We start from the raw sequence: 21,306 nt of genomic DNA, 5'->3' as shown, positions 1-21,306 counted from the left end.
ATGTCCGACGACACCGCGACCACCGACCAGTCCTCCTGCCGGGGCGCGTCCGCCTTCGAGGCGCAGAGCTCGCGATCGCTGCGCGACTTCATCGACACCGAGTCGATGTCGGCCGGGCTGCTCGTGGCGGCCGCCCTGGTCGCGCTCGTGTGGGCCAACTCGCCGTGGTCGCAGTCCTACGTCGACCTGTGGCACACCGAGCTGTCGATCCGCTTCGGCAGCGGCGGGCTGACCATGGACCTGCACCACTGGATCAACGACGGCCTCATGGTCGTGTTCTTCTTCGTGATCGGGCTCGAGGTCCGCAAGGAGTTCGCGATCGGCGAGCTCACCGATCGCAGCAGGGTCGTGGTGCCGCTCGTCGCGGGCACCACGGGCATGCTGGTGCCGGCCGCGATCTTCCTGGCCCTCAACCCGTCGGGTGCCGAGTCGGCCGGCTGGGGCGCCGTCATCGGCACCGACACCGCGTTCCTGCTCGGCGTCATGGCGCTGGTCGGCCCCGCGGTCTCCACCCAGCTGCGGATCTTCCTGCTGACGCTGACCGTCATCGACGACATCGTCGCGGTGAGCGTCATCGGCATCGTCTACTCCGACGACATCTCGGCGGGTGCGCTGCTCGTCGCCGCGGCCTGCCTGGCCGTGCTGGTCGTGCTGGACCGCTACGCCGTGTGGCAGGCGGCGCCCTACGTCCTCGTGGTGGTCGTGCTCTGGGTCGCCACCCTCGAGTCGGGCGTGCACGCCTCGATCGCCGGGATGGTGAGCGGGCTCTTGGTCCCGGCGCTCGACCCGCGCCGCTCCGACGTCGACGCGGCAGCGACGTCGTTCCGGGCCTTCCGGCAGTCCCCGATGCCCGGCGTCCAGCGGGCGGCGCGCCGGTCGCTGACCCGCGCCATCTCGGTCAACGAGCGGCTGCAGGAGGCGCTGCACTCGCCGACCAGCCACGTCGTCGTACCTCTCTTCGCGCTGGCCAACGCCGGCGTCGACCTGCGTGACGGCGTGCTCGGCGATGCCCTCGGCTCGCGGCTGATGTGGGGCATCGTGCTCGGCCTGGTGGTCGGCAAGGCGCTCGGCATCTTCGTCGGCGCGTGGGCCAGCGTCCGGCTCGGCTGGGGCCGCCTGCCGCAGGGCGTGGGCCTCGGGCACACCCTCGCCGGCGGGGCGCTGTCGGGCATCGGCTTCACCGTCTCGCTGCTCATCATCAGCCTGGCCTTCGACTCCAGCCGGCTCCAGGACGAGGCCCGCGTGGGCGTGCTACTGGCGGCCGGGCTGGCCAGCCTCGCCGGCTGGCTGGCGTTCCGCTTCGCCGCCCGCGTCCTCGGCCAGCGCGACGCCGCCCTGCCCACGCTGCTGAGCCGGCCCGTCGACGAGGAGCGCGACCACGTGCTGGGCCCGGTCGACGCGCCGCTGACGCTCGTGGAGTACCTCGACTACGAGTGCCCGTTCTGCGCCCGGGTCAGCGGCGTCGGCGAGGAGCTGCGGGCCCACTTCGGCGACCGGCTGCGCTACGTCACCCGCCACCTGCCGCTGCCGGTCCACCCGCACGCCGAGCTCGCCGCGCTCGCCTCGGAGGCCGCGGCCCGCCAGGACCGCTTCTGGGACATGCACGCCGTGCTCTTCGCCCACCAGGACGAGCTGGAGCTGGAGGACCTCGTCGGCTACGCGGCGCAGATCGGCCTGGACGTGGAGCGCTTCATGCGCGACCTCGACGACGACGAGCTCGCCCGGCACGTGGAGCACGACGTGGCGTCGGCCGAGGAGAGCGGCGTGCGCGGGACGCCGACGTTCTTCATCGGCGACACCCGCCACATCGGGCCCCACGACGCACGCACGCTGATCGCCGCGCTGGAGTCGGCGGCCGTCGCCCGCTGACCCGCGAGCGGTCTCGGCCGTTCGGCCGATGCGTACCGGCCCGCCGGCCGATGCGGCGCCCACCGGGCGCGGCGAGGCTCGTCGCATGACGACGATCGCCCCCGCGCGACCAGCCCCGCCCCGACGCCGCCGCGAGTGGTGGATCCCGGCAGGCCTCCTGGCGCTCACCTTCGTGCCGGTCGTGGCCGGCGTGCTCCGCCTCGCCGACCTGGCGACCGGGGAGGCCGACGAGACCAGCCAGCGCTTCTTCGACCTGCCCCTTCCCGTGGTCGTCCACGTGCTCGGTGCCTGCACCTACTGCGTGCTGGGGGCGTTCCAGTTCATGCCGTCCTTCCGGCGTCGCCGGCCGCGGTGGCACCGCTGGAGCGGGCGCGTGCTCGTGCCGGCCGGGCTGGCCGCGGCGCTGAGCGGGCTGTGGATGGCGGTCTGGTACGACCTGCCCGCCCACGACAACGCCGCGCTGATGTGGGTCCGGCTGGTGTTCGGCTCCGTCATGGTGGCCGGCCTGGTGCTCGGTGTCGCGGCGATCCTGCGCCGCGACGTCCGCACCCACCAGCGGTGGATGGCGAGGGCGTACGCCGTCGGGCAGGGCGCCGGCACGCAGGCGATCGTCCTCGGGCCGATGGTCCTCGTCGTCGACCAGCCGGGCGGCGACCTGAAGGCGAGTGGGATGGCCGCAGCGTGGGTGATCAACCTGGTCGTGGCGGAGTGGCTCGTGCGGCGCAGCCAGGCCCGTCAGCCGAGCCGCCGCGTCTGGTAGGCCCAGAGCGCGAGCTCGACGCGGTTGCGGACCCCGAGCTTGGCCATCAGCGAGGCGAGGTGGGTCTTCACCGTGCTGAGGGAGATGTAGAGCTCCGCGGCGACCTCGTGGTTGGTCAGCCCCCGCGCCACGGCGACGAGCACCTCCTCCTCCCGGTCGGTGAGGGCGGCCGTGGGCTGCAGCGGGGCGTCCCTGCCGGCGAAGTCCCGCAGCAGCCGGGTGGTCACCGCCGGCGCGACGAGGGAGCCGCCGTCGGCGGCCGCCCGGACCGCGTGGGTGAGCAGCGCGGGGCCGCAGTCCTTGAGCAGGAACCCCTTGGCGCCGGCCCGCAGCGCGCCGTAGACGTAGTCGTCGAGGTCGAAGGTCGTCACCACCACGACGGCGATCGGGTCCGTCACCTCGGGACCGGCCAGCGCACGGGTCGCCTCGATGCCGTCGAGGCGTGGCATCCGGATGTCGAGCAGGCACACGTCCGGCCGCAGCGTGCGGGCCTGCGCGACGGCGTCCTGGCCGTCCACGGCTGCCGCGACCACCTCGATGCCGTCCTGCGCGTCGAGGATCATCGCCAGCCCGGTGCGCACTATCTCCTGGTCGTCGGCGACGAGCACCCGCAACGTCATGGCCGGCGCCGGTCGAGCTCGCGGTCCCGGGACGGCAGGAGCGCGACGACCTTCCAGCCGCCGCCGACCGCGGGACCGGCGGACAGCCGGCCACCGACGAGCTCGGCACGCTCGGTCATGCCGAGGATGCCGAACCCCCTGTCGGCCGGCATCGCGCTGCGACCGTCGTCGGTGACGGTCAGCTCGACCAGGTCGAGCCTCCTGGCCACCTGCACCCGGACGCTCGTGACGTCCGTCGCGTGGCGGCGCGCGTTGGCGACCGACTCCTGGGCGATCCGCTGGACGGTCGCCGCGACGGTGGGGGACAGGTCGAGGTCGTCGGCGACGACCACCTCGACGGCCGGACCCGGTCCCGCAGCCGCGGCCATCGCGGTCAGGTCGTCCAGCGGCCGCCGCGCCGGGTCGTCGTCGGTCCGCAGCATCCGCACCACCGACCGGGTCTCGGCGAGGGTGCGGGTCGCCTCCTCGTCGATGCGGCGCAGGGCCTCCCTCGCCGCCGCCGGCCGCGTCTCGGCGACCGCGAGGCCCGCCTGCGCGCTGATCGCGATGGCGGTCAGGTGGTGGGCGACCGTGTCGTGCAGATCGCGCGCGAGGCGCTCCCGCTCCAGTCGTCGTACGTCCTCGAGCTGGCGGGTGTGCAGCATCGCCCGCGCGCGCAGGGCGAGCCCCGTCATCGTCGCCGCGACCAGCACGGCCGCGCCGCCCAGCCGGTCGCCGGCCGCCAGGTCCTGCGCCACCAGGGACGAGCCGGCCACCAGGAGGAAGAGCGCCAGCCCCGAGACCGCGTCGGCGCCGGACGCCCAGCGCACCAGGGAGTAGGGGATGAGCAGCGCCAGCACCGCCGTGTGCAGGTCGCCGGGCGGGTCGACGTCGCCGAGGCGCTGGACCACCGACAGGACGACCATGACCGCCGCGAAGGCGAGCGCCGTCGCCGCGGGGCGCGTCCGTCGTACGAGCAGGCTGGGCAGCCAGGCGAGGAAGCCGACCAGCGAGAGCCACCGCCCCGGCAGGTCGGGCCGCAGGAGCGTCACCTCGACGACCGCCAGCACGGCCGCCACCGCGACGAGGGCGATGTCGGACCGACCGGCCGGACGCGCGCCCGGCGGGGCCGGCAGGCGCCGGACCGACCCGACGAAGGACCGCAGGACCGTGAGCACGGGTGAACCGTAGTGCCCGGCGCGCCCCACCCGGATCGGCCGGTTGACCGAGGGCCGCCGGTAACCTTCGTGGCGTGACGACGTCCCCGAGTGCGCCGCCGCCCGGTCTCACCGTGGGCGGCTACGCGCTGCGCGCCCGCCTCGGCGAGGGCGGGATGGGAGTGGTGCACCTGGGCCAGAAGCCGGGCGAGCGGCCGGTCGCCATCAAGGTGCTGCGCCCGCACGTCGTCGGCGACGACGAGGCACGGCGCCGGCTGGCACGCGAGGTGAGCTCGCTGAGCCGGGTGCGCAGCCGCCGCATCGCCGAGATCGTCGACGCCGACCCCTACGGCGAGATCCCGTTCGTCGCGACGCGCTACGTCCCGGGGCTGTCGCTCCACGACCACGTGCAGGAGGAGGGCCCGCTCGGAGGTGACGACCTGCTGTGGTTCGCCGACTGCCTGGCCGAGGCGCTCGAGGCGGTGCACGCCGTCGGGGTGCTGCACCGCGACATCAAGCCGTCCAACGTCATCATGGAGGGCCGCACGCCCATCCTGATCGACTTCGGGCTGGCCCGGGTCGCCGAGGACTCCCGCATCACGATGAACGGCTGGCTGCTCGGCACCCCGGGCTACCTCGCGCCGGAGATCCTCTACGGCGACGACGCGACCGCGGCCTCCGACGTGCACGCCTGGGGCGCCACGGTCGCGTACGCCGGCACCGGCCGCGCGCCGTTCGGCCGCGGGCCGTCGGTGGCGATCATGGACCGCGTGCGCCGCGGCGAGCACGACCTCACCGGCCTGGACCCGCTGCTCCTCCCGGTCGTGGAGGAGGCGCTCGCGCCGGAGGGCCGCGACCGGCCCTCGCTCGACGAGGTCCGCGACTGGCTCGAGGAGCTCGCGCGGCCGCCGGTCGACGACGCCCGGCCCGGCACCCCCCGCGACCGTCGCGTCGAGCCCGACCCGGTGACCCTTCCCTACGTCGCCCTCGCCCACCAGGAGCGGGAGGCGCCGACCCGGATGGGCACGGCCCCGGTCGACACCACGCCCGTCGCCCACCAGGCGCCCGAGGAGCCGGTGCACTGGTCCTCGGACTGGAGCGCCCCCCAGGACCACGCAGGCAGCACGGCCTGGCTCCCGCCGGAGCACCTCCCGCCGTTCGTCGAACGGGCGCCGGCGGGGGAGCGGCTGCGCCGCAGCGGCACGTTCCTCGCGCTCGGCGCGGCGCTCGCCGGCGGCACCGCCCTCGCCCCCTACGTCACCCTCGCCGTGGTCCTCGTCGCCGTCTGGCTGCTGCGCAGCGGGTCGCTGGCGGCGTCGTCCGCCGGCAACCGGCGCAGCCGGCGGGGCGCCAAGTGGTACGACGGCATCCAGCTGCTGCTCGCCGCCCCCTGGCACGCGGTGGCCGGCCTGGGCGGCACGGTGATCCTGTCGCTGTGGAGCCTCGGCATCGGCGCCGCGATCGCGCTGCTCTGCTTCGCCGCCTCCCTCTCGATGCTCACCTCGCTGGCCCTCGTCGGGGCGGCATTCGCGGTCGGGCTGTGGTGGGGACCGGGCTCGGAGCGGCTGCGCTCACCGCTCCACCGCGCGGTCGACCCCCTGGCGCGCCGCGGGGTCCCGTGGCTCTTGGTCACCCTGGTGCTCGCCGCCGGTGCCTCCGGGCTGGGCGCCGCCGCGTCCGCCCAGGGCACGGCGTGGTCGCCCGACGACTCCGCGCCGCTGGCCGACATCAGCCTCCCGGGCTGGCTCTGAGCCCTGCCCCGGAGCCTCAGTCTCCGGGTCCTCAGGCGGGCGAGAGCGTGCTCCGGATCGCGGCGATGTGGTCGGGCGTCGAGCCGCAGCAGCCGCCGACCAGGTCGATGCCCAGGCCGGCGAGCCGGCTCGCGTGCGCCGCGAGGTCGTCGGGCGTCGCGTCGTACTCGAAGTGGTCGCCCACGACCTGCGGCAGTCCGGCGTTGGACTGGGCGACGAGCAGCACCTCGCCGCTCCGGGCGCCGACCATCTCCGCGGCGATGAGCTCCATCTCCTCCGGGCCGCGCCCGCAGTTGGCGCCGACCGCGTCGACCCCGGCAGCGGACAGGTGCGTCACCGCGTCGGCCGGCCGGACTCCCATCATCGTGCGCACATTGGTGTCAAAGCTCATCGTCACCACGACCGGCAGGTGCGGCGCCACCTCCTTGGCGGCAGCGACGGCCGCGTCGGCCTCGCCGAGGTCGCTGAGGGTCTCCACCAGCACGAGGTCGATCCCACCCTCGACGAGCGCCGTGAGCTGCTCGGCGAACAGCGCCTGCGCCTCCTCGCTCGTCATGGCGCCGAGGGGCGCCAGCAGCTCGCCCGTCGGACCGAGGTCGCCCGCGACGAGCAGGCCCCGCTCGTCGGCGACCGAGCGCGCGATCCGCGCGGCGTTGCGGTTCACCTCGGCGAGACGGTCGCCGAGTCCGTGCATGTCGAGCCGCGGCCGGGTGCCCCCGAACGTGTTGGTGGTGAGGATGCGCGCGCCGGCATCGGCGTACGCCGCGTGGGCGGCGCGCACGGCGTCCTGGTTCTCCAGGTTCCAGAGCTCGCCGGGTGCGCCGTCCTCCAGACCGCTGTCCTGCAGGAGGGTGCCCATGCCGCCGTCGAACAGGACCGGCCGGTCCGGCCCGAGCAGGGCCGCCAGCCGGTTCACCGGCCGAGCCCGTCGAGGTAGCCGGTGAGCCGGTCGGCCGGCCACTCGGACTCCAGCTCCGCGACCACCCGCTCGAGCACCTCGCTGGGCGTGCCGTCGGCCTCGGTCCACGGGGAGCGCTCCCAGCCCAGCAGGTAGTCGTCGGCGCCGGTGTCGCCCAGGCGCATGGCCGCCTCGTCGATCGCCTCCTGGAACCGCGCCGCGAGCGTGGCCTTCACCGTCTCGTCGCCCGAGCGGGCCGCGACCATGGACGGCAGCTCCCGCCACCGCGTCACCTGGTAGTCCGTCATGCTCGGAGCCTAGGTCCGCCCGGTGTGCCGGCGCGGGTCCGACCGGCAGGTGAACGCGCCGTGACCCGAACCGTCTCCACCCGTAGGGAGTCTGTGCCTGCGGCAGGCGCGGGCGTAGGTTCCGTCCACACCTTCGGAAGGGGACCCACCGATGACCTTCGACGCAACCTCCGCCGTACGCCGCCTGGGCGTGGCAGCCACGGCCCTCACCCTCGGGCTCGGCATGACCGTGCCCGCCTTCGCGGCGCCAGCGAAGGACACCACCGACTGCATCGACTACGGGGCCATCGGCGACGCCCCCGCCGGCACCATCCCGCGCGACGACCACCACCACGTCCGCAAGGACCCGCTGGCCAAGGCGCTCCGGAGCGCGGCCTCCGACAGGACCGCGACCGGCGCCCGCAGCGCCGCGGCGTTCGCAACCGTCACCGTCCCGGTCCGCTTCCACGTCATCGCCAAGGACCGCGGCCAGGCCGGCGGTGACCTCTCGGACGCGCGGATCGCGGCCCAGATCGACGTCATGAACGCCGCCTACGCGCCGCACGGGTTCTCCTTCGTCCTCGAGGACACCACGCGGTCCTACGAGCCGGAGTGGTTCAACCTCATCTCCGCCAACGGCGCCACCCCGCGCTACTACCGCGGCAGCGGCAAGGAGGTGAAGATGAAGAAGGCGCTCTACGGCGACAGCACGTCCGAGACGCTCAACATCTACACCGCCTCGCTCGGCCAGTCGCTGCTCGGCTGGGCCTACTTCCCGTCCGACTTCGACCCCGCCGCGACGGCCGGCAACCCGCTGCCGCAGTACCTCGACGGCGTCGTGCTCGACTACCGCAGCCTGCCCACCGTGCCGAACGACACGGGCGACAGCAGCGTGTTCACGACGTACGGCGAGGGCGACACCGCGACGCACGAGGTCGGCCACTGGCTGGAGCTCTACCACACCTTCCAGGGCGGCTGCTCCGAGCCGGGTGACTACGTGGCCGACACGGCAGCCGAGGCCTCGCCGGCCTTCCAGTGCCCGACCGGGCGGGACACCTGCGCGGCTCCCGGCCTGGACCCCATCACGAACTTCATGGACTACACCTACGACTCGTGCATGACCCAGTTCACCGCTGGTCAGGCCGCCCGCATGCAGACGGCCTGGACGTCCTACCGCGACCTGGGCTGACGGGCTGACCAGGAGCGGGTGTCGCCGACCCGTCGCTCAGTCGGCGACGCCCGCTTCCTCCTCGGCGCCGTCCGCCCGTAGCGGCTCTCCGCCGGGCGTCGACGACGGCGACGCCGGTCCTGCGTGCTCCTCCGCCGCCGGGTGCCGGCGGCGTTGCTCGAGGAGCTCGTCGCGTCGCTCGTCGCGGTGCTCGGCCTCGGCGGCGAGCTGGCGCAGCGAGGGATGGTCGTCCGGGGTGCCCCACATCAACCGCTCCAACCGGCGCAGCCAGCGGCTGGTCCGGCAGCGGACCATCGGGTCGCGCCTGACCCGCGACCGGTCGACCCAGTTCCACAGCTCCATGCTCGAACGCAACCCTGCCGGCGCCCACCACCCGTTGACCCGCAGATCCACGTGCGCCGGGAACCGGCTCCCACCATGCCTGCGGGCACCGTCATCGCGCATCGGCTCGACCTCCTCCCCGGTGTCCACGGCGACGTACCGCTCCCGCAGCCCCGCCATCCGCACCATCGCGTGCAGCACGCTCGCGCGAGGACTCGTGCGTCCGGTCTCCCACCGCGCCACCACCGACTGCGACACCTCCAACAACCCAGCCAATCCCCGCTGCGACACGTCCAGGATCCGCCGCACCCGACGCACCATCCCCGGGATCCCGCCCTCGAACGGCCCCAGGTCGTACCACTCCCACTCCGCCTCACCCCACCACCCAGCCGGCTCACCCACCCCAGCTCCCGCCCTGGTCGTCGCTGTCGTCGTAGCTGTCGTCGTACCGCCCATCGCCTGCTCCTCGCCCTGTGTGCCGGTGTCGTCCAGCCATCACAGACCGAGCCGCCGACACGGCGGCCGTGCTCTCCACAGCACGCCCGCACCGGCCCGTTCGCCAGCACCTGTGGACGCCTGGCGGTTCCCCACCGCCAACAGCGGACCCTCCGCGCCGCCCCACCCGGCGCGTCCTAGCCCTTGAGTCGCTCACAGACTCAAGACCAAGAAACAACCGAACGGGTGCCGGCCGAGGCGCGCCTACGCCTTGAGTCGCTCAGAGACTCAAGGGCCAGGACCGCCGGGAGGGGGGGTGTCGCGAGGGGTGGCCGGGCGCGGGGCATGGCGTACGCCGGACTCTCCGTGTACGGCGGACTCGCTGCACCGGGCCTGCGGCCGGCAGAGCGGGTGGCCCGCCTCCGTGGGGCCGGACCGGCGTACGGGACGGTTCAGTCGCCGACTGCGGCGATGCCGCGGGTGACCAGCGCCGGGTCGGGGGCCATCACGACCTCGTGGACCTTGTCCTCGTAGTCGACGCGGGACAGGAAGTAGCGCATGGCGTTGATGCGGGCGCGCTTCTTGTCGTTGCTCTTGATGGTGGTCCACGGCGCGAAGTCGCTGTCCGTGCGGAGGAACATCTCCTCCTTGGCCTCGGTGTAGTCGTCCCACTTCTCCAGCGACTCGATGTCGATGGGGGAGAGCTTCCACCGGCGGACCGGGTCGACCTGCCGGACCATGAAGCGGGTGCGCTGCTCGGCCGCCGTCACGGAGAACCAGAGCTTGGTCAGCGTGATCCCGCTGTCGACGAGCATCTTCTCGAAGACCGGCGCGTGGTCCATGAACAGCGCCACCTCGTCGGGGTCGGCGAAGCCCATGACCCGCTCGACGCCGGCGCGGTTGTACCAGGAGCGGTCGAACAGGACCATCTCGCCGGCGGCCGGGAGGTGGCGTACGTAGCGCTGGAAGTACCACGACGTCTGCTCGCGCTCGCTCGGCTTGGTGAGGGCGACGACGCGGGCGTAGCGCGGGTTGAGGTGCTCCATGAAGCGCTTGATCGTCCCGCCCTTGCCGGCGGCGTCGCGTCCCTCGAAGACGAGTACGTGCCGGCCGCCGGTGCTGGCGAGGTGGTTCTGCAGCTTGAGCAGCTCGACCTGGAGCCGGTACTTGTCGATCTCGTAGCGCTCGCGGTCCATGCGCTGGTCGTAGGGGTAGTTCTCCCGCCACGTGTCGACGGCGCGGCCGTGCTTGTCGAGCAGGATCGGGTCGTCGTCGTGGTCCTCGCCGATCGTGTGGCCGTCGATGTGGAGCCGGTCGATGTACTCCCGGACGTCGCGCAGCACGAGCTCTCCCTCCGGTGGTGCGGCCTCGCTGGTGGGTGGACTTCCGAGGCCGTCTTCGCAGTATGGGCAGACGCCCCGGACCGGCAGAACAGTCCAGGGGGTGACCTGTGGCGCACGGCTCGCGGACCGCCCGTTCAGGTCCGGAGATTCGGGTACGGGGCGTCGTCCAGCCAACGAACGCAGGAGGGTCCATGACCGCCGAACAGCCAGACGTCGCCAGCGAGATCGGGACCGACCCGGCCGTCGACGTCACCGGGGACAGCACCGACAACGAGAGCTACCACGGCTACAGCGTCGACGACGAGACGCAGCCGCAGAGCACGGGCGACAGCTTGGTCGACGACGACCGCGGGCTGTCGGAGCCGCTGGACGAGGGCTACTCGCCGCCGGAGAAGTGGTCGGCCGGACAGGGCTTCGGCAACACGCCGCTCGAGGAGAGCATGGGGGAGTCCCTCGACCAGCGCCTCGAGCAGGAGCTGCCCGAGCCCGACCCGTACGAGGTCGCCGAGGAGGAGGCCGCCCGCGGTGACCTCGCCGCGCTGGTGACCGAGGAGAACCCGTCGGTCGACGAGGGCGAGGTCGGCGGGGACGTCGACGGCGCGCGCGCCGGTCGGCTCGTCGCGATCGACGAGGGCGTCCGCACCGACACGGAGAAGGACCTGGTCGCCACGGACGTCGGCATCGACGGGGCCGCCGCCGGCGCCGAGGAGGCCGCGATCCACGTGGTCGACGACCCGGAGCTCGACCCGCTGGTCGACCTCGAGGCCGACCTCAACCCGCCCGACTGACCTCTCTCGTGACGACCCGGCTCAGCCGCGAGGCTGGGCCGGGTTCGTCGGGTCGCCCTCCGACGGCCTGTGGCGGCCGGCCCCAGGGTCGACCGCGCCTGTGCCGCCCCGTATCCCGGCTGCGCCGACCTCACGCCTGCCCGTCTGCCGGGCGTTCACCCAGCGCTCACGTGCTCATCGCCGAACGGTGCGGCCGGGTTGGCCGGGGAGCGCCAGCGTCACACCCATGTCCCTCCCCACCTCTCGGGCGGCCCGCTGGGTCAGCCTCGCCCTCACCGCCACGGTGCTGTCCACCGTCCACGCCGCCACCTCCACCACTGCGGCGGCCAGCCCATCCGCCGGCACCCCCGGCGCCCCCACGACCGGACCCGCACACGCTGCCGCCGACCGGGGTCACCGCCCCGACCGGGCCGTCCAGCCCACCCTCGAGGCGCGCGCCACCCTGTCCGCGGACTTCCTCGCCAGCGGCCCGCCCTCCGGTGCACTCGCCAGCCCGGCCAACGGCCGCACCGGTCCCTTCCCCGGTCAGGTGATCCCCGGGTTCTCGGCGATGATCGAGAACGGTGACGGCACCTTCTGGGCCCAGCCGGACAACGGCTTCGGGACCAAGGCCAACTCCGCCGACTTCCTCCTGCGCCTCTACAAGATCCGTCCCGACTGGGAGACCGCCGACGGCGGACCCGGCGAGATCCGCGTCGAGCGCTTCATCTCCCTGCGCGACCCCGCACGCAAGGTGACCTTCCCGATCACCAACCAGGCGACCACCGACCGGCTGCTCACCGGTGCCGACTTCGACATCGAGTCCGTGGTGCGCGGCCGCGACGGCTCGTTCTGGATCGGGGAGGAGTTCGGCCCGTTCCTGCTCCACGTCAGCGCCGACGGACGGGTGCTCGAGGCGCCCGTCCCGCTGCCCGACGGCAAGTCCCCCCAGAACCCCTTCCTCGCCGCCGGCGAGCAGCCCCGCGTCCCCGCCAGCCGCGGCTTCGAGGCCATGGGCGGCTCCGCCAACGGCCGCTATCTCTACCCGATCCTCGAGGGTGCGTTCGTCGACGACGCCGACCAGCGCCGCCGCGTCGTCTACGAGTTCGACACCCGCCGGTCCGCCTACACCGGCCGCACGTGGCGCTACCAGGTCGACGAGGCGCCCAACGTCATCGGCGACGCCTTCACCGTGCGGCGCGACAAGCTCGTCCTCATCGAGCGCGACAACCTCGACGGCCCCGCGGCCGTCACCAAGCGGCTGTACGAGATCGACCTCGGCTCGTCGGACTCCGACGGGTTCGTCGAGAAGCGGCTCGTCGTCGACCTGCTCAAGATCGCGAACCCCGCCCGCATCGGCGTCGCGTCCTCGCCCGGCGCGTACGGCGTCTCCGACCCGTTCTCGTTCCCGTTCGTGTCGGTCGAGGTCGTCGTCGAGCTCCGCGACGGCCGGCTGCTCGTCGGCAACGACAACAACTACCCCGGCGACGACGCGCGGGTGCCCGGCACCCCGGACGACACCGAGCTCGTCGTCGTCGACCTGCCGCGGCTGCGGCCGAGCGCGCCCGGCGACACGCTGGTGATCGGCCACCGCGGCTCCAGCGGCACCCGGCCCGAGCACACCCTCGCGGCCTACGAGCAGGCCATCCTGGCCTGCGCCGACTACATCGAGCCGGACCTGGTCTCCACCAGGGACGGGGTGCTCGTGGCCCGTCACGAGAACGAGATCGGCGGCACCACGGACGTCGCGTCGCGGCCCGAGTTCGCCGGCCGGAGGACCACGCGGACGATCGACGGCGTCGCGCTGACCGGGTGGTTCACCGAGGACTTCACCCTCGCCGAGCTCAAGACCCTGCGCGCCGTCGAGCGGATCCCCGGGGTGCGCCCGCAGAACACGCCGTTCAACGGCCTCTACGCCGTGCCGACCCTCGACGAGGTGCTCGACCTCGCCCGCCGCTCGCGGACCTGTGACGGCGAGGCGGTCGGCGTCTACCCCGAGACCAAGCACCCGACCTACTTCGACGGCATCGGGCTCTCCCTCGAGGAGCCGCTGCTCGCCACGCTCGCGGCCAACGGCTACGACGGGGACGACCCGGTCTACCTGCAGAGCTTCGAGACCACCAACCTCCGCGAGCTCGACGGCGTCACCGACTTCCGGATCACCCAGCTGACCGGCTGCACCGGCGCGCCGTACGACCTGGCCGTCGCCGGCGACCCGCGCACGTACGCCGACATCGTCAGCCGGCAGGGCCTGCGCGACGTGGCGCAGTACGCCGACGGGCTGGGCGCGTGCAAGGACCAGCTCATCCCGCGCGACGCGTCGGGCCGGCTGCTGCGGCCGACGGCGGTCATCGACGACGCGCACCGGGAGGGCCTGCAGGTCCACCCCTACACGTTCCGCGTCGAGAACCAGTTCCTGCCGCTGCAGTTCCGTCGCGGCACCGACCCCGCAGCGCCCGGTGACCTGGAGGGTGAGCTCAACGCCTTCCTGCGGGCCGGGATCGACGGCTTCTTCACCGACAACCCCGCCATCGGCGCGCGGGTCGTCCGCTAGTCCGACGCCGCGGCCGGCCCACGACGTGTCGTCGTGGGCCGGTCAGCGGCGCCGTGACGCGCAGGTGATGCAGGTCCGGGTCGCGGGCAGCGCCTCGAGCCGCGCGTCGCCGATGGGTCGCCCGCAGCCCTCGCACCGGCCGTAGGTGCCGGCGTCGACGCGGCCCGTCGCGGCGTCGAGCTCGTCGAGGTGGCGTCGCACGTGCGCGATCAGCGCCCCGATCTGCGAGCGCTCGAAGGCGATCGTGTGGCCCTCCGGGTCGTGCTCGTCGTCGGCGTTGGTGTCGCGCGAGGCCGCGACGACGGCCTCGTGGTCGCCGGTCAGGCTGGCCAGGCGGTCGAGCGCGAGCCGGCGCTCCTCCGCGAGGCGACGACGTGCGGCATCCATCCCACCATGATGTCCGGTGGGTCCGACACCGACCTGGGATTCCACGCTCGGCCCGGCTAGGAGCCGAGCCGGTCCGGCTGGTCGATCAGCAGCCCCGCAACCGCTCGCGAGCTCGGCGCTCCGACCCCGCGCTGCGGTGCGCGGAGCCGCATCGCGAGGCGACCGGAGTAGACGAGCAGCAGCGCCTCGACGAGCCGGGGCGCGTCCGTCCCGACGACGGGCTCGGCGAGCCGTCGCAGGCGGGCCCGCAGCTCGTCGGTCTCCAGCCGCACGGCCGCCGCGAGGACCGGGTCGGGGTCGACGTGCCCGGCCGCGGTGCCGAGGAAGGCGCACCAGCGGGCCCCGGTCGTCCGGCCGGCGTACTCCTCGAGGGCGTCGAAGACCGCCAGCAGCCGGTCGCGGTCGGTCGAGGCCCGGGCGATCGCGGCGTCCCACACCGCGAGCCACTCCTCGTGGCGACGCTCGAGCGCCGCGGCGACGAGGGCGTCCTTGCTGGCGTAGGCCCGGTAGAGCGTCGCGGGGGAGACCCCGGCGCGCTCCAGGATCGCGTCGACCGGTGCGTGGGTGGCTCCCTCGACGAACACGACCTCGTTCACGGCGTCCAGGAGCCGGGTGAGGGTGGAGCCGCGGGTGACCACGTCCGCATTGTAGGCTGACAAAATGAAACGATCGTTATCGTTCGGGGATCGGCGCGAGCTGCTGCTGGTCGTCGCGGGCACGTGCCTCATCGCCGGCACCTACGGGCTGGTGCGCCTCGCCTACGGCCTGTTCCTGCCCGACATCTCGGCGTCCGTGGCGATGAGCACGGCGGTGGCCGGGTACGTCGCCTCGGCCGCGTCGGCGGCGTACTGCCTGGGCGCCCTCGCGGCGGTCGTCGTCGACCACCGCCCGCGCACCCTGGTCGTCGCGGCGGTCACCACCGCCTCCGGCGGCGCCCTCGCGATGGCGATGTCTGACGGGCTGGCGCTGCTCGCGCCGGCCGTCGTGGTGGCCTCGGCGGGCGCGGGCCTCGCCTCCCCGGGCCTCGTGGCGGTCGTCGCCCGCGGTGTCGCGGCGCCCCGGACGGCCGCCGCCCAGGCGACGGTCAACGCCGGCACGGGTCCCGGCCTCGTGGCCGCCGGCCTCCTCGCGCTCGCGCTGCCGGACTGGCGGGCGGCCTTCGTCGCCAGTGCCGTCGTCACCGCCGCGGCCGGGGCCGGCGTGCTGCTGCTCGACCGGCGGGGCCAGGCACGGCCCGCCGAGGAGGTCGCCGACGAGCAGGCGACCGGCGGGCTGCGCTGGATGCTGGCGCTCCGGGTGCCGGCGGCCGGAGCGCTTCTCCTGGGCGCGGCGACCGCGGCGACGTGGACCTACGGGCGTACGCAGGTCGCCGCGACCGGGGCCGGCAGCACGGAGACGGTCCTGGCCTGGATCGCCCTGGGAGTCGGGGGCACGGCCACGGTCCTGACGGCACGCCGCCTCGGGGCGCTGCCCCCGGCGCGCGCCTGGCTGCTGACGGCGCTCGTGGTCGCCGTTGCCACCGCCGGGCTCGCGTCGACGACGGCGCCGCTGCTGCTCCTGGTGCTCGCGTGCGGCGCCTTCGGGTGGGGCTTCGTCGCGGCCAGCTCGGCCCTCATCGCGTGGGCGGGCGACCTCGTCGCGGACCGGGCCGCGGCGGGCACGTCGGTGCTCTTCGTCGCCCTGGTGCTGGGTCAGGCGGCGGGTGCCGCGGCCGCGGGTGCGCTCGCCGGCCGGATCGGCCTGCCTCCCGTCTTCCTGCTCGCGGCGGGGGTCGCGGTGCTCGCGGCGGCGTGCTGCGCAACCAGATTCCGAGACACCGCCACGACCGTCCGGATGGATGCCACGATGGGCTCGTGAGCAGCACCACCATCATCATTGCCTAGCGCGACGGGACTTCCCGCCGCGCCGACCTCCTGCACCCCAGGAGGTTTTTTCATGTCAGACCACCGACCGAGAGAGCTCCGATGGACCTGCACGGCTCGTTCCACGTCTACGACACCACCCTGCGCGACGGCGCCCAGCAGGAGGGCCTCAACCTCTCGGTCGCCGACAAGCTGGCGATCGCCCGCCACCTCGACGGGCTCGGCGTGGGGTTCATCGAGGGCGGCTGGCCGGGCTCGAACCCCAAGGACACCGAGTTCTTCCGCCGCGCCCGCGAGGAGCTCGACCTGCGGCACGCCCGGCTCGCCGCGTTCGGCGCCACCCGCCGCGCGGGCGTACGCGCCGCGGACGACCCGCTGGTCGGCGCCCTCCGCGACTCGGGAGCCGGGGTCGTCACACTGGTGGCGAAGTCGCACGACCGCCACGTCGAGCTCGCGCTGCGCACCACGCTCGAGGAGAACCTCGCGATGGTCCGCGACACCGTCACCCACCTGCGCGAGGAGGGGCAGACGGTGTTCCTCGACGCCGAGCACTTCTTCGACGGCTACCGCGCCAACCGGGCGTACGCCCTCGAGGTGCTGCGCACCGCCGCCGAGGCAGGCGCCGAGGTCGTCGCGCTCTGCGACACCAACGGCGGCATGCTGCCGGACTGGGTCAGCGACGTCGTCCACGACGTCATCGGCTCGACCGGCGCTCGGGTCGGCATCCACGCCCACAACGACAGCGGCTGCGCCGTCGCCAACTCCCTGGCGGCCGTCAACGCCGGCGCGACGCACGTGCAGGGCTGCATCAACGGCTACGGCGAGCGCACCGGCAACGCCGACCTCGTCACCGTCGTCGCCAACCTCGAGCTCAAGCTGGACCGCTCGGTCCTGCCGGCCGGCCTGCTCCGCGAGGCCACCCGCATCGCCCACGCCGTCGCCGACGTGACCAACGTGCCGCCCGCCTCGCGGCAGCCGTACGTCGGCACGTCGGCGTTCGCGCACAAGGCCGGGCTGCACGCCAGTGCGATCAAGGTCGACCCGGACCTCTACCAGCACATGGACCCGGTCGGCGTTGGCAACGACATGCGGCTGCTCGTCTCGGACATGGCCGGGCGTGCCTCGATCGAGCTCAAGGGCCGCGAGCTCGGCTACGACCTGTCGGAGGACCGCGAGCTCGTCACGCGCGTGACCGCCCGGGTCAAGGAGATGGAGCAGGGCGGCTACACCTTCGAGGCCGCCGACGCGTCCTTCGAGCTGCTGCTGGCCGAGGAGGTCGAGGGCACGCGGCCGTCGTACGTCGAGGTCGAGTCGTGGCGCGTCATCACCGAGACCCGCACCGCGGGTGAGGCGATCTCCGAGGCGACGGTGAAGCTGCGGGCGGAGGGGGTGCGCTACGTCGTCACCGGCGAGGGCAACGGCCCGGTCAACGCCCTCGACGCCGCCCTGCGCGAGGCGATCGGGCAGGCCTTCCCGGAGGTCGCGAAGTTCGAGCTCATCGACTACAAGGTGCGCATCCTCGACCAGGGCCACGGCACCGACGCGATCACCCGCGTCCTCATCGAGACCACCGACGGCGAGTCGTCGTGGGTCACGGTCGGCGTCGGCGCCAACGTGATCGAGGCGTCGTGGGGCGCCCTGGTCGACGGGCTGACGTTCGGCCTGCGTCGTCACCACCGCTGACGCCGGGTCGACCCGACGAGGGCCCCGACGGATCTCTCCGTCGGGGCCCTCGTGGATGCGTCAGCGGCGGTGCCGGGTCAGCGCACGACCCGGAACGTCGCCTTGTCCCTGCTGGCCTCGACGGTGTCGGAGCCGCCGTAGCGGGCGACGACGGTGTGCTTGCCGACGCGCAGGTTCTTCGTCACCTTGACGGCGAGGCGGCCGTCGGACAGCCGCTTGTTCGCGACCTTCTTGCCGTCGATCCTGACCACGACCTTGCCGGTCGCCTCGGCGCCCCGGGCCTTGACGCTCACCACGACGGTGACGTCCTGTCCGTAGCGGGGCTTCTCCGGCTTGACGACGACCTTCGTCCTCGAGCCGACGGGCTCCGCCGGGGGCTGGGTCGCGGCCTTGACGGTGGCGGTGAACGTCGCGGACGAGGCAGCGTTGGCCTCGTCGCCGGCGTAGGCGGCCGTCAGGGTGTGCGTGCCGACCGGGAGGTTGGCGGGCAGGGCGACGGTGGCGGCGCCGCGGGCGAGGGCGGCGGTGCCGAGCTGCTTGCCGGTGTTGTCGCTCACCACGACGTTGCCGCTGGGCAGGGCGCCCTCGGTGCCGACACGGTCGACGGTGACCGTCGCCGAGGAGGCCTGTCCGAAGGTGGACGGCTCCGGCGAGTGCGTCGCGGTCGTGCTGGTGGGCAGCTTGCAGCCGGCGGCGCACGGCAGGCTGTCGCGCAGCTCGACGATGGCCCGACGGGCCTCGCCCTGGTCGCCGTTGTCACCGAGCAGCCTCAGTGCCGCGTTGAGGTGGTACCTCACCAGTGGCGCCGCGGACGCACCCTGGGCGGACAGCTCGCGGGCCTTGGCGAAGCTGGCGGTGACGGCGGCCAGCGGCTCGCCCGACAGCGCACCCGAGCGCGCCGCCTGGTCGAGGTAGGAGCCGGCGACGCTGAAGCTGGGGTCCCACCTCAGCTCGGTCTGGTGCTGGGCGTTGAACTCGTCGACCTCCGCCTCGCCGGCGGCGGCGATCTCGTCGGCCGACAGCAGGGCGCTCGGCTGGAGGGCGAAGGCGTCGAAGCCGCGCGCGATCTCGGAGCCGAAGACGTTGCCGTTGTACCAGTAGGTCGACCAGAGGCCGCCCAGGTTGATGCCGGTCGCGTTGGGGGTGTCGATCGGCCCGCGGTCGTAGTAGGCCAGCTCGACCGGGTTGGCCGAGTCGGTGAAGTCGATGACCGACAGACCGCCCTGGTACCACGCCTGGACCATGATGTCGCGGCCCGGGACGGGGACGAGCGAGCCGTTGTGGGCCACGCAGTTCTCCTGGGCGGTCTGCGGCGCCGGCAGCTTGTAGTAGCTGCGGAACTCCATCTTGCTGTCGACGATGTCGAAGATCGCGTCGGCGCCCCACTCGGGCTTGTCGGTCACCCGGCAGCGTGCGCCCGAGCCGCCGCCCCACTCGTCGGTGAAGATGACCTTGGTGCCGTCGTTGCTGATCGTGGCGGAGTGCCAGTAGGAGAAGTTGGGGTCCGAGACCGCGTCGATGCGCTGGGGGTTCACCGGGTCGGTGATGTCGAGCAGGATGCCGTTGCCCTGGCACGCGCCGGCTGCGAGGCCGAGCTCGGGGTAGGCGGTGATGTCGTGGCAGGTGTTGGTGTTGGGCAGCGGCGAGTAGTTGGTGCCCGAGGGGTGCTGGGTGCCGGGGAGCGTGTTCTGCAGTCCGTTGTAGGCGCCGGTCTCGGGGTCGGTGAAGATCCGCGGCTGGCTGACGATGGCGGCGTCCTGGGGCGCGGCGAGCGGGACCTTGATCACGTCGATGCGCCACTGGGCCGGGTTGCCGGTCGTGACGGGGCCGGTGGTGGTGTTGGGGTTGACGTTCTCGCAGCCGGCGAGCTCGTCTCCCGACCGCACGCCGGCGGTGCCCGAGTTGTAGAGGTAGACGTTGTCGGGATCGTCCGGGTCGGTGACGACCGTGTGCGTGTGCGAGCCGCGACAGGTCTGCACGCCGCCCACCTGGACGGGGGCGGCGAGGTCGGAGATGTCGAAGATCCGGACGCCGCGGAACCGCTCCGGGCTGACCGAGCCCTGCACACCCTGGGTGCCGCAGTCGACGCGGGCCGAGGTCTGCTCGACCGAGAAGAACAGCAGGTCGCCGAAGACGCTCACGTCGCCCTGACCGCCGGGGCACACGAACGAGCCGGTCAGGGTGGGGTCGGCAGGATCGGACACGTCGTAGACCTGGAAGCCCAGGTAGTTGCCGACGATGGCGTGGTCGCCGGTGAAGGCGAGGTCGGAGTTGATGCTCGGACCACCCGGCGGGCTGTCGAACGCACCCTCGCGAGGATCGTTGTCGAGCAGCTCGATGTTGCTGCTCGCGTCCGAGTAGGGGAAGTAGCCCGGGGCCAGGCCGATGCGCGGGTCGTCGTCGGCGGCGTAGGCCGTCGCAGGCACGAGGGCGGCGACGAGGGCCAGCACCGGAAGGGCGCGCAGCGGGTGTCGGGTGCGAGGTTGGGGCATGGCGGCGACCTTCTTCTCCAGTGGTCGCGCCGGCGGTCGGGTCGGAAGTCCCGGTCGCCCGAGCGACCTAGTATTGCGAGCAACCTAGCGACCCCCGGGGACGACCGCCATACCCTGGTGGACGCGTCGTCCGTCTTCGCGCCACACGACCCTCTCGGGAGCCCACATGACACCCAGCCGCCGCACCTGGACCGGCGTCGCCTCGCGCAGCGTCGTACTCCTGCTGTGCCTGGCGGCCACCGGGTGCACCGGCGACGAGCAGGGAGGCACGCGGGAGGAGGACGCCCCGCCCGTGGTGCAGCTCGGTGCCCCGGGGGAGCCCGGCACGACGCTCTCGCCGGACGAGGTCGAGGACCTCGAGAACCCCGCCCACACCGAGGCGGACGTGACCTTCGTGCAGGACATGATCCCGCACCACGCGCAGGCCCTCGAGATGACCGCGCTGGCCGAGCAACGCGCCGCCGACCCCGATCTCGCGACGATCGCGGAGCGCATCGAGGTGTCCCAGGTGGACGAGCTGGACCAGCTCCGGGGCTGGCTGGCCGAGCGCGATGAGACCTTGAGCGGCACCCACGGCGAGCACGGGTCGGAGGACCACGGCGAGCACGGGTCCGACACATCGGGAACCACCGGCCACGCGGGCATGCCCGGGATGGCCACGCCCGAGGAGCTGGAGCAGCTCGCCGAGGCGCAGGGGCGCGCCTTCGACCGGCTCTTCCTCCAGCTGATGATCCGCCACCACGAGGGCGCGATCATCATGGTCGAGACGCTGCTGGCCGGCGGCGAGGGCGGTCAGGAGTCCGCGGTGTTCCAGCTGGCGAGCCACATCGCGTCCGACCAGGCCGTCGAGATCGCGGCCATGAAGCGGGAGCTCACGCAGGGGGAGTAGCCGACCGCGGTCGGACCGCGGGCGTCGTACGCCCCGCCGGAGCGAGCTGTGCACCCGAGTTGC

Annotated in this window: 18 protein-coding genes; 9 read left to right on the top strand and 9 right to left on the bottom strand. The window is 73.5% G+C overall.

The features are described from left to right. Together nhaA and SHK17_RS14405 are read left to right on the top strand one after the other, a co-directional pair. The gene (gene nhaA, locus SHK17_RS14410; RefSeq protein WP_322919684.1) at positions 1-1,869 is read left to right on the top strand and encodes a Na+/H+ antiporter NhaA; all 1,869 of its coding nucleotides are present in this window, start codon (positions 1-3) and stop codon (positions 1,867-1,869) included. A gap of 85 nt (positions 1,870-1,954) precedes the next feature. Continuing rightward, positions 1,955-2,629, top strand: coding sequence for a DUF2306 domain-containing protein (locus SHK17_RS14405; RefSeq protein ID WP_322425627.1), 675 nt, complete (start codon positions 1,955-1,957; stop codon positions 2,627-2,629). On the opposite strand, the gene SHK17_RS14400 is transcribed toward SHK17_RS14405, so the two are convergent. Next, entirely contained in the window at positions 2,605-3,249 is a 645-nt protein-coding gene (locus SHK17_RS14400) for a response regulator transcription factor (RefSeq protein ID WP_322425626.1), read from the bottom strand. The two genes, SHK17_RS14405 and SHK17_RS14400, sit on opposite strands and share 25 nt — an antisense overlap. Continuing rightward, positions 3,246-4,406 carry a sensor histidine kinase gene (locus SHK17_RS14395; RefSeq protein WP_322919683.1) on the bottom strand — a complete coding sequence of 387 codons (1,161 nt, stop codon included), beginning with the start codon at positions 4,404-4,406 and terminating at the stop codon, positions 3,246-3,248. The genes SHK17_RS14400 and SHK17_RS14395 overlap by 4 nt, the downstream gene beginning before the upstream one ends. Before the next feature lie 74 nt (positions 4,407-4,480). Between SHK17_RS14395 and SHK17_RS14390 the strand changes: the two genes are divergently transcribed. Next, on the top strand, positions 4,481-6,136 hold the full coding sequence (locus SHK17_RS14390; protein ID WP_322919682.1) for a serine/threonine protein kinase: 1,656 nt from the start codon (positions 4,481-4,483) through the stop codon (positions 6,134-6,136). 31 nt (positions 6,137-6,167) lie between these two features. Here the strand turns inward: SHK17_RS14390 and SHK17_RS14385 are convergent, their stop codons facing one another. Both SHK17_RS14385 and SHK17_RS14380 read right to left on the bottom strand, forming a co-directional pair. Further along, a complete protein-coding gene (locus SHK17_RS14385) occupies positions 6,168-7,052 on the bottom strand; it encodes a homocysteine S-methyltransferase family protein (RefSeq protein ID WP_322919681.1) in 885 nt (294 codons plus the stop codon). Then, positions 7,049-7,342: a virulence factor gene (locus SHK17_RS14380; protein WP_322919680.1), complete on the bottom strand. Its 294-nt coding sequence runs from the start codon at positions 7,340-7,342 to the stop codon at positions 7,049-7,051. The genes SHK17_RS14385 and SHK17_RS14380 overlap by 4 nt, the downstream gene beginning before the upstream one ends. Before the next feature lie 151 nt (positions 7,343-7,493). On the opposite strand from SHK17_RS14380, the gene SHK17_RS14375 reads away from it, so the two are divergent. Next, the gene (locus tag SHK17_RS14375) at positions 7,494-8,510 is read left to right on the top strand and encodes a zinc metalloprotease (protein ID WP_172264838.1); all 1,017 of its coding nucleotides are present in this window, start codon (positions 7,494-7,496) and stop codon (positions 8,508-8,510) included. Positions 8,511-8,546: 36 nt separating this feature from the next. On the opposite strand, the gene SHK17_RS14370 is transcribed toward SHK17_RS14375, so the two are convergent. After that, positions 8,547-9,233, bottom strand: a complete 687-nt coding sequence (locus SHK17_RS14370) for a helix-turn-helix domain-containing protein (RefSeq protein WP_322919679.1) — start codon at positions 9,231-9,233, stop codon at positions 8,547-8,549. Positions 9,234-9,718: 485 nt separating this feature from the next. Then, on the bottom strand, positions 9,719-10,609 hold the full coding sequence (gene ppk2, locus SHK17_RS14365) for a polyphosphate kinase 2 (RefSeq protein ID WP_172264832.1): 891 nt from the start codon (positions 10,607-10,609) through the stop codon (positions 9,719-9,721). Positions 10,610-10,800: 191 nt separating this feature from the next. Here ppk2 and SHK17_RS14360 point away from each other — a divergent pair, with 191 nt between their 5' ends. Together SHK17_RS14360 and SHK17_RS14355 are read left to right on the top strand one after the other, a co-directional pair. After that, positions 10,801-11,397, top strand: a complete 597-nt coding sequence (locus SHK17_RS14360) for a DUF5709 domain-containing protein (RefSeq protein ID WP_253942951.1) — start codon at positions 10,801-10,803, stop codon at positions 11,395-11,397. Between the two features lie 226 nt (positions 11,398-11,623). After that, positions 11,624-13,930, top strand: a complete 2,307-nt coding sequence (locus tag SHK17_RS14355) for an esterase-like activity of phytase family protein (protein WP_322919678.1) — start codon at positions 11,624-11,626, stop codon at positions 13,928-13,930. Positions 13,931-13,972: 42 nt separating this feature from the next. Here SHK17_RS14355 and SHK17_RS14350 read toward each other — a convergent pair whose 3' ends face one another. Then, a complete protein-coding gene (locus SHK17_RS14350) occupies positions 13,973-14,317 on the bottom strand; it encodes a TraR/DksA family transcriptional regulator (protein ID WP_172264826.1) in 345 nt (114 codons plus the stop codon). Positions 14,318-14,373: 56 nt separating this feature from the next. Beyond that, the gene (locus SHK17_RS14345) at positions 14,374-14,955 is read right to left on the bottom strand and encodes a TetR/AcrR family transcriptional regulator (RefSeq protein ID WP_322919677.1); all 582 of its coding nucleotides are present in this window, start codon (positions 14,953-14,955) and stop codon (positions 14,374-14,376) included. A 22-nt stretch (positions 14,956-14,977) separates the two neighbouring features. Here SHK17_RS14345 and SHK17_RS14340 point away from each other — a divergent pair, with 22 nt between their 5' ends. Both SHK17_RS14340 and cimA read left to right on the top strand, forming a co-directional pair. Then, positions 14,978-16,174, top strand: a complete 1,197-nt coding sequence (locus SHK17_RS14340) for an MFS transporter (protein WP_322919676.1) — start codon at positions 14,978-14,980, stop codon at positions 16,172-16,174. A gap of 107 nt (positions 16,175-16,281) precedes the next feature. Next, positions 16,282-17,862 carry a citramalate synthase gene (gene cimA, locus SHK17_RS14335; protein WP_322919674.1) on the top strand — a complete coding sequence of 527 codons (1,581 nt, stop codon included), beginning with the start codon at positions 16,282-16,284 and terminating at the stop codon, positions 17,860-17,862. Positions 17,863-17,939: 77 nt separating this feature from the next. On the opposite strand, the gene SHK17_RS14330 is transcribed toward cimA, so the two are convergent. Further along, positions 17,940-20,354, bottom strand: a complete 2,415-nt coding sequence (locus tag SHK17_RS14330; protein WP_322919673.1) for an Ig-like domain repeat protein — start codon at positions 20,352-20,354, stop codon at positions 17,940-17,942. Between the two features lie 166 nt (positions 20,355-20,520). Between SHK17_RS14330 and SHK17_RS14325 the strand changes: the two genes are divergently transcribed. Further along, the gene (locus SHK17_RS14325) at positions 20,521-21,243 is read left to right on the top strand and encodes a DUF305 domain-containing protein (RefSeq protein WP_322919672.1); all 723 of its coding nucleotides are present in this window, start codon (positions 20,521-20,523) and stop codon (positions 21,241-21,243) included. Positions 21,244-21,306 lie beyond the last annotated feature (63 nt).

The sequence above is a fragment of the Nocardioides renjunii genome, assembly GCF_034661175.1.
Taxonomy (GTDB): domain Bacteria; phylum Actinomycetota; class Actinomycetes; order Propionibacteriales; family Nocardioidaceae; genus Nocardioides; species Nocardioides renjunii.
The sequence above is the reverse complement of the archived record's forward strand: the minus strand, read 5'-3'. Positions and strand labels throughout refer to the sequence as shown.